The organism is Nonomuraea sp. NPDC050227, from assembly GCF_044459705.1.
In the GTDB taxonomy this organism is placed as follows: domain Bacteria; phylum Actinomycetota; class Actinomycetes; order Streptosporangiales; family Streptosporangiaceae; genus Nonomuraea.
The window spans coordinates 566,132-582,110 of the sequence record NZ_JBITJF010000005.1; the positions used below are offsets into that span (position 1 = coordinate 566,132).

Annotated in this window: 16 protein-coding genes; 10 read left to right on the forward strand and 6 right to left on the reverse strand. The window is 71.5% G+C overall.

All coding sequences use genetic code 11. From position 1 onward, the window contains the following. The first annotated feature begins 8 nt into the window (after nucleotides 1-8). The 3 genes from ACIBK9_RS22895 to ACIBK9_RS22905 all read left to right on the forward strand — a co-directional run bounded on the left by ACIBK9_RS22895 (nucleotide 9) and on the right by ACIBK9_RS22905 (nucleotide 4,137). Nucleotides 9-1,526, forward strand: a complete 1,518-nt coding sequence (locus tag ACIBK9_RS22895; RefSeq protein WP_397160901.1) for an AMP-binding protein — start codon at nucleotides 9-11, stop codon at nucleotides 1,524-1,526. Nucleotides 1,527-1,699: 173 nt separating this feature from the next. After that, nucleotides 1,700-3,016 (forward strand): FAD-dependent oxidoreductase, encoded by a 1,317-nt coding sequence (locus tag ACIBK9_RS22900; protein WP_387682017.1) that lies wholly within the window; start codon nucleotides 1,700-1,702, stop codon nucleotides 3,014-3,016. Nucleotides 3,017-3,024: 8 nt separating this feature from the next. Beyond that, nucleotides 3,025-4,137 carry a DUF6986 family protein gene (locus ACIBK9_RS22905; RefSeq protein ID WP_397160903.1) on the forward strand — a complete coding sequence of 371 codons (1,113 nt, stop codon included), beginning with the start codon at nucleotides 3,025-3,027 and terminating at the stop codon, nucleotides 4,135-4,137. Nucleotides 4,138-4,155: 18 nt separating this feature from the next. Here the strand turns inward: ACIBK9_RS22905 and ACIBK9_RS22910 are convergent, their stop codons facing one another. From ACIBK9_RS22910 to ACIBK9_RS22920, 3 genes are all read right to left on the reverse strand, one after another. Continuing rightward, nucleotides 4,156-4,836, reverse strand: a complete 681-nt coding sequence (locus tag ACIBK9_RS22910; RefSeq protein ID WP_358298459.1) for a copper homeostasis protein CutC — start codon at nucleotides 4,834-4,836, stop codon at nucleotides 4,156-4,158. Between the two features lie 168 nt (nucleotides 4,837-5,004). Beyond that, the gene (locus tag ACIBK9_RS22915; protein ID WP_358298461.1) at nucleotides 5,005-5,541 is read right to left on the reverse strand and encodes a GNAT family N-acetyltransferase; all 537 of its coding nucleotides are present in this window, start codon (nucleotides 5,539-5,541) and stop codon (nucleotides 5,005-5,007) included. A gap of 265 nt (nucleotides 5,542-5,806) precedes the next feature. Further along, the gene (locus ACIBK9_RS22920) at nucleotides 5,807-6,559 is read right to left on the reverse strand and encodes a GntR family transcriptional regulator (protein ID WP_352319883.1); all 753 of its coding nucleotides are present in this window, start codon (nucleotides 6,557-6,559) and stop codon (nucleotides 5,807-5,809) included. Nucleotides 6,560-6,697: 138 nt separating this feature from the next. On the opposite strand from ACIBK9_RS22920, the gene ACIBK9_RS22925 reads away from it, so the two are divergent. Next, nucleotides 6,698-7,021: a hypothetical protein gene (locus ACIBK9_RS22925; RefSeq protein ID WP_397160906.1), complete on the forward strand. Its 324-nt coding sequence runs from the start codon at nucleotides 6,698-6,700 to the stop codon at nucleotides 7,019-7,021. A gap of 376 nt (nucleotides 7,022-7,397) precedes the next feature. Here ACIBK9_RS22925 and ACIBK9_RS22930 read toward each other — a convergent pair whose 3' ends face one another. Beyond that, nucleotides 7,398-7,841 (reverse strand): Zn-ribbon domain-containing OB-fold protein, encoded by a 444-nt coding sequence (locus ACIBK9_RS22930; protein ID WP_387682006.1) that lies wholly within the window; start codon nucleotides 7,839-7,841, stop codon nucleotides 7,398-7,400. A gap of 3 nt (nucleotides 7,842-7,844) precedes the next feature. Then, a complete protein-coding gene (locus ACIBK9_RS22935; protein ID WP_397161079.1) occupies nucleotides 7,845-9,005 on the reverse strand; it encodes a thiolase C-terminal domain-containing protein in 1,161 nt (386 codons plus the stop codon). Nucleotides 9,006-9,288: 283 nt separating this feature from the next. On the opposite strand from ACIBK9_RS22935, the gene ACIBK9_RS22940 reads away from it, so the two are divergent. From ACIBK9_RS22940 to ACIBK9_RS22965, 6 genes are all read left to right on the forward strand, one after another. Continuing rightward, on the forward strand, nucleotides 9,289-9,810 hold the full coding sequence (locus ACIBK9_RS22940; protein WP_358298689.1) for a flavin reductase family protein: 522 nt from the start codon (nucleotides 9,289-9,291) through the stop codon (nucleotides 9,808-9,810). Continuing rightward, nucleotides 9,797-10,918: an acyl-CoA dehydrogenase family protein gene (locus ACIBK9_RS22945; RefSeq protein ID WP_397160908.1), complete on the forward strand. Its 1,122-nt coding sequence runs from the start codon at nucleotides 9,797-9,799 to the stop codon at nucleotides 10,916-10,918. The genes ACIBK9_RS22940 and ACIBK9_RS22945 overlap by 14 nt, the downstream gene beginning before the upstream one ends. 11 nt (nucleotides 10,919-10,929) lie before the next feature. Further along, nucleotides 10,930-11,703 (forward strand): SDR family oxidoreductase, encoded by a 774-nt coding sequence (locus ACIBK9_RS22950; protein ID WP_397160910.1) that lies wholly within the window; start codon nucleotides 10,930-10,932, stop codon nucleotides 11,701-11,703. Between the two features lie 63 nt (nucleotides 11,704-11,766). Beyond that, nucleotides 11,767-13,062 (forward strand): DUF2252 domain-containing protein, encoded by a 1,296-nt coding sequence (locus ACIBK9_RS22955; protein WP_397160912.1) that lies wholly within the window; start codon nucleotides 11,767-11,769, stop codon nucleotides 13,060-13,062. A gap of 28 nt (nucleotides 13,063-13,090) precedes the next feature. Then, nucleotides 13,091-14,296, forward strand: a complete 1,206-nt coding sequence (locus ACIBK9_RS22960) for a hypothetical protein (protein WP_397160914.1) — start codon at nucleotides 13,091-13,093, stop codon at nucleotides 14,294-14,296. Nucleotides 14,297-14,330: 34 nt separating this feature from the next. After that, nucleotides 14,331-15,077, forward strand: a complete 747-nt coding sequence (locus ACIBK9_RS22965) for an SDR family oxidoreductase (protein WP_358298473.1) — start codon at nucleotides 14,331-14,333, stop codon at nucleotides 15,075-15,077. On the opposite strand, the gene ACIBK9_RS22970 is transcribed toward ACIBK9_RS22965, so the two are convergent. Next, nucleotides 15,078-15,893 (reverse strand): RimK family alpha-L-glutamate ligase, encoded by an 816-nt coding sequence (locus ACIBK9_RS22970; protein ID WP_397160916.1) that lies wholly within the window; start codon nucleotides 15,891-15,893, stop codon nucleotides 15,078-15,080. Nucleotides 15,894-15,979: the final 86 nt, after the last annotated feature.

Below are 15,979 nucleotides of genomic sequence, written 5' to 3' on the forward strand. Positions count from 1 at the left end.
AGTAGCCGATGGCATCGATGCCCGACTGGGGGACGCTCCCCCGCATGCTGCGCGACCAGGCCGCACGCCATCCGGACGCCGTCGCGGTCGTCGAGGGCGGCGCGCGCGTCACGCTGTCGGAGCTCAGGACGGGAGCCGCCGAGGTGGCCCGCGGGCTGATCGCCCTCGGCGTGGAGCCCGGCGACCGGGTGGCGATCTGGGGCCCGAACTCGGCGTCCTGGGTGCGGCACGCGTTCGGCGTCTGGGACGCGGGGGCCGTCCTCGTGCCGTTGTCGTCGCGGTACAAGGGCATCGAGGCGGCCGGGCTGATCGGCCGGACCGGGGTGAAGGTCGTCATCGTCGGCGATCCGCCGCTCGCCGGCCTGCTGCCGCCCATGGACGCCCGGGTGGCCGTGCGCGCGGCCGGCGACCTGGAGGCGGGCGGGGTGAGCGCACGGGCGGTCGAGGAACGGGCGCTGGCGGTCGGGCCCGGCGACCTGTGCGAGATCATGGCCACGTCCGGCACCACGGGCACGCCGAAGGGCGTGATGCTCGACCACGCCCAGGTCCTGCGCGGCTACTGGGACTGGGCGGAGATCGTCACGCTGGACGAGCACGACCGCTATCCGGTGATCGCGCCGTTCAACCACGGGTTCGGGCTGAACGCCGGGCTCGTCGCGTGCGTGCTGCGGCGGGCCACGATGTTGCCGATCCCGGTGTTCTCGCCGGACGCCCTGATGTCGCTGATCTCCTCCGAGAAGGTGACGATCCTGGCCGGGCCGCCCACCCTGTTCGCCCGGATCCTGGACGAGCTGGACCGCGCCGACTGGGACGTCTCCTCGCTGCGGGTGGCCATCTGCGGGGCCGCCTCCGTGCCCGCCACGCTGATCACCCGGCTGGCCGAGCGGGTCGGCCTGGAACGGATGATCAACGCGTACGGGCTGATGGAGGGCACGGTCGTGTCCATGACCCGGGCCGGCGACCCCATCGACGTGATCGCGAACACCACCGGCAGGGCCGTCCCGGGCATCGAGGTCAGGATCGTGGACGACGACGGCAAGGAGGTCGCGCCCGGCCGGCGCGGCGAGATCCTGCAACGCGGCTACGGCGTCATGCGCGGCTACTGGGACGAGCCCGCCAGGACGGCCGAGGTGATCGACGCCGACGGCTGGCTGCACACCGGCGACGTCGGCGTGCTGGACGAGGCGGGCAACCTCGCCATCGTGGACAGGAAGAAGGAGCTCTACATCGTCAACGGGTTCAACGTCTCCCCCGCCGAGGTCGAGTCGCTCCTGCTGCGCGAGGGCTCGCTGGCCCAGGCCGCCGTGGTCGGCGTGCCCGACCCGGTCTCCGGCGAGGCCGGCGTGGCGTACGTGGTGCCCCGGCCGGACGCCCGCGTCACCGCCGACGCGCTGCTGGCCTGGGCGAAGGCCAACATGTCCAACTACAAGGTGCCCAAGCGCGTCGAGGTGGTGGACGCGCTGCCCGTCAACGTCAACGGCAAGGTCGACAAGCTCGCCCTGCGCTCGCGGGCCGTCCCCGGATAGCGGCGTTTCAGGGGCTGCCATGAGGGGCCCCGTGAGCGAGAATCCGGTTGGACGGGTATTCACGGGAGACGGGTTCACCTGCGGGCGACCGGGGATACATCGAGCACACGGGCCGGTTGCACCTCTTGGGACGCGTCCTCCGCGTCGCACCTTCACCGGCATGAGGAGGCAGCGTGGCGTTGCACGTGGCGGTCATCGGGTCCGGCCCGGCCGGGATCTACACGGCCGAGGCGCTGGTCAAGCAGTCGGCGGAGCCTGTGCTGGTCGACGTCCTGGAACGGCTGCCCACGCCGTACGGGCTGGTCAGGTACGGCGTGGCGCCCGACCACACCTCGATCAAGTCGATCGCGAACTACCTGCGCAGGGTCCTCGAACTGCCCCAGGTGCGCTTCCTCGGCGGCGTCACGCTGGGCGCCCATGTCTCGGTCGCGGACCTGCTTCGCGTCTACGACGCGGTCGTCTACTGCACGGGCGCGATGGTCGACCGGCGGCTCGGCATCCCCGGCGAGGACCTGCCGGGGAGCGTCGCGGCCACCGACTTCGTCAACTGGTACTGCGGCCACCCCGACGTCGATCCCGGCCGCTTCACGCTGGACAGCTCCGAGGTCGCGGTGATCGGGGTCGGCAACGTGGCCGTCGACGTCGTCCGCGTGCTGGCCAAGACCGCCGACGAGCTGCGGCACACCGACGTGCCCCACGACGTCCTCGACCGGCTGAGCCAGAGCCAGGTCAAGGCGATCCACATGGTCGGCAGGCGGGGGCCCGAGCACGCCAAGTTCACCCTGAAGGAGCTGCGCGAGCTCGGCGAGCTGGCCAACGCCGACGTCTGCGTGCGCCCCGACGAGGCGGCCGTTCTCGGCGCCGACTTCCCGCGCCAGGTCCAGGGCAACATCAAGGTCCTGCAGTCGTGGGCCGGCCGCGAGCCCGTGGGCCGGCCGCGCCGCCTCGACGTGCGCTTCTGGCTGCGGCCGGTGGAGATCCTGGGCGCCGACCGGGTCGAGGGGCTCCGGCTCGAACGCACCCGCCTGTCGGAGGAGGGCCGCGTCGTCGGCACCGGCGAGTACGAGACGCTGCCCGTCGGCATGGTGCTGCGCTCGGTCGGCTACCAGAGCGTCCCGCTGCCCGGCGTGCCGTTCTCCGAGCGGACCATGACCGTGCCCAACGAGGCGGGCCGGGTGCGTCCGCGCGAGTACGTGGCGGGCTGGCTCAAACGCGGGCCGACCGGCGTCATCGGCACCAACAAGTCCGACGCCGCCGAGACGGTCCGCACGCTGCTGGCCGACCTGGAGGGCGAGTCCGGCGGCGCGCGGGCGTCGCGGCCGACGGTCGAGTCGCTGCTGGCCGAGCGGGGCGTGCGGCCGGTGACCTACGACGACTGGCTGGCCATCGAACGGGCCGAGGGCGAGCTGGCCAGGTCGCTCGGCCGGGGCGAACGCGTCAAGCTGGTCGGCGTCGACACCATGCTCCGCGCCTGCGCCCATCCGGAATGAGCCCGTACGTGCACGACGAGCCCGTGCCCGGCTTCGCCGAGGTTTACGCGGCGCAGCAGGCCCGCTACCCCATGGCCGAGCCGGGCCGGCAGCCGGTCCACACCGTCTACGTGCCGGCCGACCGTTTCTCCGCCTCGACCGTCGCCGAGTGGGGAGGGCGGGCGCTGTCGCTGGCCGAGGCGCATCTGGAGGCGTTCGCACCCGGCGTGCGCGACCGGGTGCTCGGCAAGCTGGCCCGCGAGCCGGTCGAGGACCTGCGGATCGACTTCGAGGACGGCTACGGCGTGCGCCCGCACGAGGAGGAGGACGGGCACGCCGAACAGGCCGCGCGGGCCGTGGCCGGCCTGCACGCCGCCGGGACCCTGCCGCGGCGGTGGGGGCTGCGGGTGAAGTCGTTCGCCGACGGCGACCCGGCGAGGTCGGTGCGCACGCTCGGCGGCTTTCTGACCGGGGTGCTGGAGCGGGCGGGCGAGCTGCCGTCGGGGTTCACGGTGACGTTCCCGAAGGTGCTGATGGAGGCGTACCTCGGGCAGTTCGCGGGCGTGCTGGAACGGCTGGAGGCGCGGCTCGGCCTGTCCGGGCTGCGCTTCGAGATGCAGGTGGAGGCTCCCCAGACGCTGCCCTTCCTGCGGGCCGACCTGCCCGGGACGCTCGGCGGGCGGCTGGCCGCGGCGCACTTCGGCGTGTTCGACTACACCGCCGCCATCGGCCTGCCGCCGCACGAGCAGCGGCTCGACCATCCGGCCTGCGACCACGCCAGGCACGTGATGCAGACCGCGTTCGCGGGCACGGGCGTCGAGCTGTCCGACGGCTCGCTGGCCGCCGGGCCCGCCTCCGACCGGGCGGACGACGTCCACGCCCTGTGGGGCAGGCATGCACAGCTGGTGGGCCATTCCCTGGCCCACGGCTTCCACCAGGGCTGGGACATGCATCCGGCGCAGCTCGTCAGCAGGTTCGCCACCGTCTACGCCTTCCACCTCGCCCACTACGACTCCTACCGGGAGCGCGTACGGGCCTGGGAGGAGCGGCGGGCGGCCGGGGGCGGCGTCATGGACGAGCCGGCCACCGTCAGGACGCTGGCCGCCGCCCTCCGCCGCGCCGACGCGGTCCTGGGCCCCTGAGGGCCCTGGAAGGAGGGTTCAGTCGCGCTCGACCAGGGAGCGCCACTGCCGGACCAGCCGCCACTCGACGGGGTCCGTCCAGCTCGCCCGCACGGCCGAGCCCACGTGGAAGGCGCGGATGCCGTAGTCCAGCAGGTCGGGCACGTGCGCGGGCTTGAGCCCGCCGCCGGCCAGGATGATCGACCCGTCGCCGGCCTCGGCCCTGGACCTGAGCGTGGACAGCCCCGCGCCGACGCCCTGGGGGGAGCCGGAGGTGAGCACGGTGGCCAGGTTGGGCAGCAGCCGCACGGCCCGCCAGGACGCCTGCACGTCGGCGGCGTGGTCGACCGCGCGGTGGAAGGTCCACGGGAGCGGCGAGACGGCGTGGATGAGCGCCTCGGTGGCCGCCAGGTCGACCACGCCCGCGTCGTCGAGGAAGCCGAACACGAACCCGGCCGCGCCGGCCTGCGCGAGCGCCTTGGCGTCGCGGCGCAGCCGGTCCAGGACGTCGGGGTCGGCGGTGAAGTTGGCCTCGCAGCGCAGCATCACCATCTGGGGAAGGGGGCACTCCGCGGCGATCGCGGCGACCGTCTCCGGTGCAGGGGTGAGCCCGTCGGCCGCCATGTCGGCGACGACCTCCAGGCGGTCGGCGCCGCCCTGCTCGGCGGCCACGGCGTCGCGCACATTGAGCGCGATCACCTCAAGGAGGGATCCGGTCATGGCAAAGAGGTTATATGGCGCTCTGTCCACTTGCGCCGGAAACGCACGTGCCCATCGGGGCCGCTGCGGTACATGCCGACGAGGTGACCTGCCGCCTGACGTGAGGTGGCGCGCGACCACCGGCCGGGCCCGGCCTCCTTCCGGACCGGGTCCGGCCAGAGGGGTTCGCTAGGCGCTGATCAGCTCCGCGACCGTCAGGTCACGGAAGGCCGTCGTGGACAGGTCGCGCGACGGCCGCTGGAACAGGGCCCCGGACGAGCGGTGCGGCAGGTCCACCGTACGGACGTGCCGGAAGCCGCGCATGCGGTAGTACTCCTGCAGCCGCGGGTTGGCCTTGGCGCAGTCGAGCCGGAGCCAGGGCAGCCCGGCGGAACGGGCCGCCGAGCAGGCCCAGTCGAGGAGCGCGTCGCCGAGGCCGCTGCCGGACCACGGCCTGGCCACGGCCAGCTTGTGGACGTAGAGCGCGGCCCCCGGGTCGTCGGCCGGGGTCCAGAACTCCGGGTCGGCGTTGCCGTCGAGGGCGATGGTCGCCACGGGCGGAGCCTGGACGTCGGGGTCGAGATAGCGCAGCTCGTCGTCGAGCAGGTACAGGACCCGCTCCTCGATGAGCGGCTCGATCCGCTCGGGGCCGAATCCCTGCCGCGGCCACTGCCGCACTCCCTGGGTGTGCAGCCACTCGGCGGTGTCCGCGAGAAGCCTGAGCACGCCGGGAAGGTCCGCGGGCTCCGCGCGCCGGAGTGCGAGCGGGTGAAGGAGGGTGTTTGTGTGCATAATACAGCCCTTCGATGCGTTGGGTGCCCATGCCGACACACAGCGTGATGACGCAATGTCGCGCAGGGGCGATATGGGTCCTCAACCCGATATATATGGATAAATGGCGATTTAGGGGAGTATGCACGACTCCCCTAGGCCAGCGAGGCGGCTTTCTCGCTGCGCCCGGCCGGCGGGATCACCCCTTCAACCGAGCCCGTCAGCGGCGACGATCGAGCTCGTATCTGATCAGATGTTTGTCGGCGGGCAGCACCGACACAGCGACACGCACTGGCATGTCGGCCCCGTCGTATCCGACTCGGACGTAGACCATGACTGGCGTGCCGAGTTCGAGTTGGAGGCGCTCGGCCTCCTCCTGGTTGGGCATACGGGCCCAGATGTCGTCGACGACGCGTATCTGCGCGTGCCCGAGTTCTTCCAGAACCCTGTTCGCCCCGCGCGCGATGTCTCCGGGCCTGGCGATCTCGGAGTCGGCGACCAGATCACGGGGGAAGTAGGAGTCGTTGGTGTTGTACGGCTGGCCGTCGACGAACCGCAGGCGGCGACGCACGACCGCCAGCTCTCCGTCGGCCAGTTCCAGCCTGCTGGCGATCTCCTCGACGGGAGAAACCGTCAGCACTTCAATGTACTGGCTCGGGGCCCGGCCTTCCTGCGCAACGGCGTAGGCGAAGGCCTCCTTCAGTTCTCCGGTGGGCTGCGGCTCCAGCTCGCGCTGCGGGTAGATGAGCAGCGGCCTGCGGTCGCGGACCACCGTGCCGCGCCTCGGCGTGCGCGTGACCAGCCCCTCGTTGACGAGCTCCCCGAGAGCCAGCCTGACGGTGTTCCTGCTCACCCCGTGGTCTTCCATGAGCTGTGCCTCGGTCGGCAGCTGCGCCCCGGGGCCGAGGACACCCGAGTAGATGGCCCGACGCAATTCCGCCGCCACCTGCTGATACAGCACCGACCTTGCCACTTTCACCCCTTTTGTTCCAACAATTTAGACGATCTGGTTCTAGCAGGCCACAACCCCTTGACCGAAGCCCCTCGACCGGCCCATCATCCATTCGTTGGTACAAATCCATCTAAAGGCCGGTGAGGGGGTGGAGGCCAAGTGTTGCCGGTTCACTCGGACACGCCGTTCCTGCCCTGGCAGGACCCCCGCGAAGCAACTCGTTTACTGCGTTACGCGTTGCGGCGCGACGGGTTCTCCCACAAGCACCAGAGCAAGGAAAAGGCGATGTCCGTGCTCTCGGTGTCGACCGAACCGACCGTGTGGTGCATAGACGGATCCTTTGTCTGGAACGAGGAGGGTGGCGCCCCCGTCACGCACCCCATCGATGACCCTGTCGGCGCGGCTCGACGCAGCACCGTTCGTCACCGGCGGCACGTGCCTTCGCACACCCCCACCGACTCCGTGCGCGAACTCGCGGCCTAGGACTCCATCCCTCGCCGGAGTCCTGGCGTCGCCGCGCACGGGGCAGGAAGCGCGTCCTGGCGGGTCCCCCACGCCCGCCAGGACGCGCCTTCCTCCGAGAGGGACCCTCTTGCGCCGCCGTACCGCCCCCGTGCCCGGAGGGCTGCGCGCCGTCCGAGCCAGGCCCGGGCCGGCGGCAGGAGTCAGCGGTCGTGACCTCGGTGTCACGTCTGTCGCCGAGTCGCTACCGCACACGTACGCCGCCACGTCCGGGTCGCCTCCATGGTTGACGCCTCAGCTTCATCATCAACCCTCACGGGCCAACCTGTAGGCACCTTCGCAATGGTGGGACTGGTGGGAATTTCCGGTACGAATCGAATGTCCGGTTCTGGACCGATCAGCGGGAGGATGTGCGCTCGGGCGAATGGGCATCCGCGTCCCCGTCCAGGGGCTCCCAGTCGAGCAGGGTCAGCCGGTCGTCGATGCGCGTGCGCACCCCTCGTACGCGCTGGCCGGGCAGCGGCTCGGGAGCGGCGCCGCGCCAGTTCCCGTGCACCAGGCAGCCGGGGACGGCGTCCAGCCGGACCATCACCACGACGTACGGCTCCTCCGAGCCCGGCAGGAAGGCCCGGCGGTTGACGATCCAGCTCTCGACCACGCCCTCGGCCGGCACCGGGAGCCACCGCCACGCCTCGCCCCGGCAGGACGGGCAGAAGGCCCGCGCCGGGAAGCGCGCGGTGCCGCAGCCGTCGCAGCGCTGCACCGCGAACCCCTCCCGCGCCAGGCGCTCCCACCACTCGGCGGAGTCGCGGTCGGGCTCGGGACGGGGACCGTGGGTCATGGGTCACGACCTCCTGAGGATCAGCGCGGAGGTGGCGGGCAGGATGTAGCCGGGCTGGGCCGTCGAGAGCGCCACCTCGGCGCCGGGCACCTGGCGGTCGCCGGCCTCGCCCCGGAGCTGGGCGACCGCCTCGGCGACGTGGTTGAGGCCGTGCACGTACCCCTCCGACAGGAAACCGCCGTGGGTGTTCACGGGCAGCTCTCCGTCCGGAGCCGTGGCGCCCGACTCCACGTACGGGCCGCCCTCGCCCTTGGCGCAGAAGCCGTAGTCCTCCAGTTGCACGATCACCGAGTACGTGAAGCAGTCGTAGATCTCGGCCACGTCCACGTCGCCGGGGCCGAGGCCGGCCTGCGCGTACAGGCGCGGGGCCAGGGCGGCGGCCGCGGTCACCGTGGGATCGGCCGGACCCGTGCCCGACAGGTGGGACGTGCCGCCGCCCCAGGCCGCCGCCGAGATCAGGACGGGGTGGCGGCGCAGGTCGCGGGCTCGTTCCGCGGTGGTGACGACGAGGGCGCAGGCGCCGTCGGTCTCCAGGCAGCAGTCCAGCAGGCGGAACGGCTCGGCGATCCACCTGCCGGCCAGGTAGTCCGCCAGCGTGATCGGGGTGCGCATGAGGGCCCGCGGGTTCTTGACCGCGTTGGCGCGCTGGGTGACGGCGACGCGGCCGAAGTGCTCGGGCCTGGTGCCGTACCGGAGCATGTGGGCGCGGGCGTACATGGCGTACTGCTGCGGCGGGGCGAAGTAGCCGTACGGGGCCTGGTACTGGACCTCGGGGCTGACCGGCACGCCGCGCCCGGTGCCGCCCATGCGGAACTCGGAACGGGCGTTGATCGCGCGGTAGCAGACGACGGTCTCGGCCATCCCCGTCGCCACGGCCAGGGCGGCCTGGCCGACGACGGCGTGCGAGACGCTGCCGCCGCCGAACTGGTCGAGGTGCCAGGCGAGGTCGGGCAGGCCGAGGGCGGGGGCCACCAGGGAGGGCGCGGCCGAGTCGCCGACGCGGTGGGTGGCCAGTCCGTCCACGGCGTCCGGGGGCAGGCCGGCGTCGTCGAGGGCGGCCAGGACGGCACGGCAGGCCAGGGTGAGGGTGCTGACGCCCGAGTTCTTGGTGAAGGGGGTGTAGCCGATCCCCGCTATGGCGGTCACATCCCGGAAATCAAGCAAGCGCTTGGGCACACCGAGCACGCTATGCCGACCTTTTTCACCATGTCAACCGGCGACCCGGCCACCGGACCGCGAGCGGCAACCGTGGCGGGCTCCGGGCGGGTTGACAGGGTCTCCGGAACGAGCCTAGTGTCCAAGCAAGCGCTTGGTATGTATGATGGGCGCAGTCGGTGACGAGGAGGCGGACCCCATGAGCACACACGCTGCCCGGCTCATCGCGCCGGACGGCTGTCGCGGCCTTCCGACGCCCTACCAGCGCAGCAGGACTCGTAACGGAGCCGCCATGCCGCCCGGCCCTACACAGCACAACGGCAACGGCCGCATCGACGGCCGCCGGTTCCGTCAGGTCCTCGGCAGGTTCGCGACCGGCGTGGTGGCGATCACCGCCCTCGACCCGGCGAACGACCAGCCGTGCGGCCTGGCGGCCAACTCCTTCACCTCCGTCTCGCTCGACCCGCCGCTGGTGGCCTTCTGCGTGGCCCACACCAGCACGAGCTGGCCCCGGGTGCGCGGCGCGAAGGTCGTCACCGTGAACGTGCTGGCCGAGCACCAGCAGCCGGTCTGCGCGCAGATGGCGGCCAAGGGCGGCGACAAGTTCGCCGGCCTGGCCTGGACCGGCTCCCCCGGCGGCAACCCGGTGCTCGAAGGCGCGCTGGCCTGGCTCGACTGCGTGATCGAGGCCGAGCACCCGGCCGGCGACCACATGATCGTGGTGGCCCGGGTGCTGCAGCTCGACACGCACGCCGACGGCGGCCCCCTGGTCTTCTTCCAGGGCGGCTACGGGGGATTTGTTGAGCCTTCGTGAGCAGGCCCGCGCCTGGCTGGAGGAGAGCCTGTCCGGCGAGTTCGCGCACGTCCGCGGTCTCGGCGGCCCCGGCAGGGAGCACGAGGGGCACGACCTGCGCCTGGCCTGGGAACGCCGGCTCGGCCAGGCGGGCTGGACCTGCCTGAGCTGGCCCGAGCGGTACGGCGGCCGGGCCGCCTCCCTCGACGACCAGGTCGCCTTCTACGAGGAGTACGCCAGGGCCGACGCCCCCGCCCGGGTCGGCCTGATCGGCGAGGGGCTGATCGGCCCGACCATCCTGGAGTTCGGCACCGAGGAGCAGAAGGACCGGTTCCTGCCGCCGATCCAGCGCGGCGAGGAGCTGTGGTGCCAGGGCTACTCCGAGCCCGAGGCCGGGTCCGACCTGGCGAACGTCCGGACCAGGGCGCGGCTCGAAGGCGACGAGTGGGTGATCACCGGGCAGAAGGTGTGGACGTCGCTGGCCCACGTCGCCGACTGGTGTTTCGTCCTGTGCCGTACCGAGGAGGGCTCGCAGCGGCATCGCGGGCTGTCGTACCTGCTGGTGCCGATGGGCGGGCCGGGCGTCACCGTACGCCCGATCAGGCAGCTCACCGGCACCTCCGAGTTCAACGAGGTGTTCTTCGACGGCGCGCGCACGGCTGCGGGGAACCTGCTGGGGGCGCCGGGCGAGGGCTGGCGGGTGGCCATGGCCACGCTGGGCCACGAGCGCGGCGCGTCCACGCTGGGGCAGCAGATCGGGTTCCGGCGGGAGCTGGCCGAGGTGATCGCGACCGCCCGGCGGACCGGGGCGGCCGAGGACCCGGTGCTGCGCGACCGGCTCGTCCGGTCGTGGCTGGAGCTGGAGATCATGCGGCTGAACGCGCTGCGGATGCTGGGGCCCGACCCGGGCCCGGAGGTGTCGATCGCCAAGCTCTACTGGTCGGAGTGGCATCGCCGGCTGGGCGAGCTGGCGCAGGAGGTGCAGGGCAAGGCCGGGCTCGTGGCGGCGGACGGCCTGAACGACCTGCAGCGCTTGTATTTGTTCAGCCGGGCGGACACGATCTATGCCGGGTCGAGTGAGATCCAGCGGAACATCATCGCCGAGCGCACTCTTGGTCTCCCCCGCTGATTGGAGCACGGATGGCACCGCCCTATCCGAAGTCGCACGGTCTGCTCGACGGCAAGGTCACGCTGGTGACCGCCGCCGCGGGCGCGGGCATCGGCTACGCCACCGCCAGGCGCTGCGCGGAGGAGGGGGCGACGATCGTCCTGTCCGACCGGCACGAGCGCCGCCTGGCCGCCGCCGCCGAGGCGCTGACCGAGCTGACCGGCGTCAAGCCGCTGGCGGTCCCGTGCGACGTGACGTCGGAGCCGCAGGTGCTGGCGCTGTTCGACGCGGTGGTGGAGGCGCACGGCCGGCTCGACGTGGTGATCAACAACGCCGGGCTCGGCGGTACGGCCCCGCTGGCCGAGATGACCGACGAGCAGTGGCACGCGGTGCTCGACGTCACCCTCAACGGCACCATGCGCTGCACCAGGGCGGCGGTCCGGCACATGATCGGCCAGGGCTCCGGCGTGATCGTGAACAACGCCTCGGTGGCCGGCTGGCGGGCGCAGCGCGGGCAGGCGCACTACGCGGCGGCCAAGGCCGGGGTGATGGCGCTGACGAGGTGCGTCGCGCTGGAGGTCGCCGAGCACGGCGTCCGGGTGAACGCGGTGGCGCCGTCACTGGCCGTGCACTTCTTCCTGGCGAAGGTGACGAGCGAGGAGCTGCTGGCGGAGCTGGCCGCCAAGGAGGCGTTCGGGCGGTCGGCCGAGCCGTGGGAGGTGGCCAACGTGATCGTCTTCCTGGCCAGCGACTACTCCTCGTACATGACGGGCGAGACCGTCTCGGTGTCCTCGCAACATCCCTGACCTGGCCCTGTCAGGGAGAATTCGGGGTAGGCGGCGGGCATCGGGCGGGCTACCGTCCGTTGCATGGGCACACGCTCCTCCTTCCTGCTCGACGTCCTGATCAGCGAGTTCGGCGAGTCGATCAAACGGGACCCGGCCGCCTTCCGGCGCAAGTTCCGCAAGATGGCTGCCTCCCCCTTCGCCTTCTACCGGGGCAGCGCCGGCCTGTTCTACGCCGACCTGACCGGCGACTTCGCCGACGGCTCCTACCTCGACGAGCCCACGGGCCGGGTCTGGATCCACGGCGACCTGCACGCCGAGAACTTCGGCACGTACATGAACGCCTCCGGGGTGCTGGTCTTCAACGTCAACGACTTCGACGAGGCCTACGTCGGCCCCTACGTCTGGGACCTCAAGCGCTTCGCCGCCAGCGTGGCGCTGATCGGCTACGCCAAGGCGCTGTCGGACGAGACGATCAGCGCGCTGGTGACCGAGTTCGCGCGGGCGTACCTGGCCGAGCTGCACGGCATCGCGACCGGCGGCGACGACGCCATCGGCTCGCTCACCCTGGAGACCACCGGCGGCGTGCTGCACCGGGTGCTGCAGACGGCGCGGCTCAGCACGCGGGTGGCGATGCTCGACGTGGAGACCGTGATCGAGGACTACGACCGGCGCTTCGCCCTCATGGACGGCCGGGAGGCGGTCGACGCGGCGACCCGGGAGCGGGTGCTGGCGGCGTTCGAGGGCTACCTGGGGACGCTGCCCACGCCGTCCAGCCCGGTCGAGCACGTCGTCAAGGACGTGGCGCTCCGCAAGGGCGTGGGCATCGGGTCGGCGGGGCTGCCGTCGTACAACCTGCTGCTGGAGGGGCGTTCGCAGGCGCTGGAGAACGATGTCATCCTCTACATGAAGCAGGCCCAGGCGCCGGCCGTGGCCCGGTACGTCGACAACGAGAAGGCTGCCTCCTACTTCCTGCACCAGGGCCACCGCACGGCCGAGTCGCAGCGGGCGCTGCAGGCCTACGCCGACCCCTGGCTCGGGTACGCCTCGCTCGACGGGGTGGGCCAGCTCGTGGCCGAGGTGTCGCCGTACTCGGCCGACCTCGACTGGGACGACGTCAACGAGCCCGACGAGCTGCGTTCCATCATGCGCGACCTGGGACGGGCGGTGGCGCGCATGCACTCGGTGGCCGACGACGAGTCCAGCCACGACCTGGTGGACTTCTCGACGGAGGAGGCGATCGTCGCGGTCATCAACGGCGATCAATCCGGATTCATCGGCATGTTGGTGGATTTCGCCCACCGATATGGGGCACAGGCTCGTGAAGACCATCAACGGTTCGTCGACCTGTTCAGGAACGGTCGCCTGCCCGGCCTGTGAGCCCTCGCGGCGGCCGCGGAGGAGCATCGTGCGTCATCTCATTGGGCTGCTGCTGGGGACCGAGGAGGACTGGCCGGCGGCGTTCGAGACCGTGTTACGCCGGTTGGGGCCGATCAAGGGGGTGGGCGAGTTCGACGTCGAGCGCATCACGATCGAGCCGTTCGACCTGCGCGCCAAGCCACGTCACGAGCTGGTGATCGACCGGCTGGCGTACTGGTACTACCACCCCCGCGAGTGGCTGAAGAAGATCGCCATGATGGACGACGTCTATCTGCTGAACAGCCCGTTCACGTTCCAGTCGATGGAGAAGCACGCGGCCTACTGCGCGATGATGCGGCTCGGGCTCAAGGTGCCGGAGACGGTGCTGGTGCCGTACAAGAACCCGCTGGACAACTCCCGCTACGCCTACACCGCCGAGCGCTACAACCGGGCCTTCGACCTCGACGCGGTCGCCGAGCGCATCGGCTATCCGCTGTTCATGAAGCCGTACGACGGCGGCGCCTGGCGGGGCGTCTCCCGCGTCCGCGACCGCGACGAGCTGCACCGCGCCTACGACCAGAGCGGCGAGATGCTCATGCACCTCCAGCAGTCCGTCGAGGGGTACGACGCCTTCGCCAGGTCGTTGTCGATCGGCGCGGAGACCATGGTCATGCGCTTCCGCCCCGACGAGCCGATGCACGCCCGGTACGCCGTGGACCACGAGTTCCTCTCGCCGTCCGTGGGCGAGGAGGTCGTCACCGTCGGGCGGCTGGTGAACGCGTTCTTCCGCTGGGAGTTCAACTCCTGCGAGACGCTGGTCAAGGGCGCCGACGTGCACCCGATCGACTACGCCAACGCCTGCCCCGACGTGGCCCTGACCAGCCTGCACTACTACTTCCCCTGGGCGATCAAGGCGCTGGTGAAGTGGAGCGTGTTCTGCGTGGCCACCCGCCGCCGGCCGCGCATCGACCTGGAGACGCACGACTACTTCGAGGTCACCGGCGACTACGGGGAACGGCTGGCCCAGTACCGGAAGCTGGCCGACCGGTACTTCGAGGTGGACCGGTACGAGGAGTTCTGCCGTACGCATCTGGGGCACATCGACGAGATCGTGCTGGATTGGGTGGCCGGGCCGGAGTTCGACCGGTTACTGGTCGACACGGTCGCCGCCACGTACCCGGCGGCCGAGCGCGAGCGGTTCACCGAGCACTTCCGGGGGCTGCTGCGACTCTGGGTGAAGGACGAGGGCAGCTAGTAACCGACCAGTCGGTATGGCATGCTTCCGGAACATGAGTCTGTTCTCGGTGGAAGGCAAGACGGTCGTCGTCACCGGCGGTTCGCGCGGCATCGGCCGCATGATCGCCGCCGGGTTCGTGGCGGCCGGCGCGACCGTCGTCATATCGGCACGCAAGGCGGCGGAGGTCGACAAGACCGCCGCCGAGCTGGGCTGCACGGCCGTCCAGGCCGACCTGTCCACGCCCGAGGGGGTGGACACGCTGGTCACGGCGGTGGGCGGCCCGCTGCACGTGCTGGTCAACAACGCCGGCGCCACCTGGGGCGCGCCTCTGGAGGAGTATCCGGAGCACGCCTTCGACAAGCTCTGGGACATCAACGTCAAGGGCGTCTTCTACCTGACCCAGAAGTTCCTGCCGAACCTGCGCCAGGCGGCCGGCCCGGACGACCCGGCCCGGGTGATCAACGTGGGCTCGATCGACGGCATCCGGGTGCCCGCCCTGGAGAGCTACGCCTACTCCTCCACCAAGGCGGCCGTGCACATGCTGACCCGCCACCTGGCCAGGCAGCTGGCCAAGGAGCACATCACGGTCAACGCCATCGCCCCCGGCCCGTTCGACTCCAAGATGATGGCCTTCGCCCTGGACGACCCCTCCACCCGCGCCGCCATCGCCTCGACCGTGCCCCTGGGACGGATCGGCCGGCCCGACGACATGGCGGGCGCGGCCGTCTTCCTGTCCTCGCGGGCGGGGTCGTACCTGACGGGCACGGTCATCCCGGTGGACGGCGGGATCTCCTGCTGATCAGACCAGCTCCCCCAGGGCCCTGGCGAAGTTCGCCGGGGCGTCCGGCGCGTAGCGCAGGAACAGGTACGGCTCGGTCAGCTCCAGCTCGATGACCACCGGCGTGCCGTCGGACAGCCGGACCAGGTCGATCCTGGCGTAGAGAAGGGCGTGGGGAATGGCTGCTAGCACCTTCTCGGCCAGGTCGACCTGGTCCGGGGCCGGGGTGCGGAGCTCGGCCCGCGCGTTGTGGTCGAGGGTGGCCCCCGCCGCCAGCATCGGATGGCGGCGGACGGCGTGGCTGAGGCGGCCGTTGAAGTACAGCAGGGAGGTCTCGCCCTCCGACTCCACCATGTCGAGGTAGGGCTGGACCATCGGCTGCCGCCCCGCGGCCTGGAGCGCGGCGGCCAGCTCCGCCGCCTTGTCACGGTCGGTGGTCCTGGTCGTGTCGCGGGCTCCGGCGGAGATCGCGGGCTTGACGACGTACTCGGGCCAGTCGGGCAGGTCGTGGGCGGACCAATGGGTCGGCACGGTCGGCACGCCCAGGTCTCTCAGGTACGTCTTGTCGGTGTTGCCCTCCAGGACGACGGCCGGGTTGAGCAGCTTGGTGACGGACTCGACGCGGCGGGCCCAGGCCAGGAACTCCGCGCGCCGGTCGATGTAGTCCCAGGCCGATCGCACCACGACGGCGTCGTAGGCGCTCCAGTCGGCCGCGGGGTCGTCCCAGCGTTCGGCGCGGCCCTCGATGCCGTTGGCGTGCCAGTGGGAGAGCGCGAGGTCACGCTCGTCGTCCTGGCCGGTTGGGTCATCAAAGGTGACATATGCACAGTTCGTCATCCAGGGATGGTAGTGGGGGCGGGCCGGGCCGCCTCGACCCGGCCCGCACGGGGACGCCCTCTCCGCGCCGGAGGGCGCCCCCGGGC

Excerpts from the sequence above, each read along its gene's own strand:
- ACIBK9_RS22970 (WP_397160916.1), bottom strand. The coding sequence starts at position 15,893 with ATGACGAACTGTGCATATGTCACCTTTGATGACCCAACCGGCCAGGAC.
- ACIBK9_RS22910 (WP_358298459.1), bottom strand. The coding sequence starts at position 4,836 with ATGACCGGATCCCTCCTTGAGGTGATCGCGCTCAATGTGCGCGACGCC.
- ACIBK9_RS22950 (WP_397160910.1), top strand. The coding sequence starts at position 10,930 with ATGGCACCGCCCTATCCGAAGTCGCACGGTCTGCTCGACGGCAAGGTC.
- ACIBK9_RS22940 (WP_358298689.1), top strand. The coding sequence starts at position 9,289 with ATGCCGCCCGGCCCTACACAGCACAACGGCAACGGCCGCATCGACGGC.
- ACIBK9_RS22930 (WP_387682006.1), bottom strand. The coding sequence starts at position 7,841 with ATGACCCACGGTCCCCGTCCCGAGCCCGACCGCGACTCCGCCGAGTGG.
- ACIBK9_RS22895 (WP_397160901.1), top strand. The coding sequence starts at position 9 with ATGGCATCGATGCCCGACTGGGGGACGCTCCCCCGCATGCTGCGCGAC.
- ACIBK9_RS22955 (WP_397160912.1), top strand. The coding sequence starts at position 11,767 with ATGGGCACACGCTCCTCCTTCCTGCTCGACGTCCTGATCAGCGAGTTC.
- ACIBK9_RS22965 (WP_358298473.1), top strand. The coding sequence starts at position 14,331 with ATGAGTCTGTTCTCGGTGGAAGGCAAGACGGTCGTCGTCACCGGCGGT.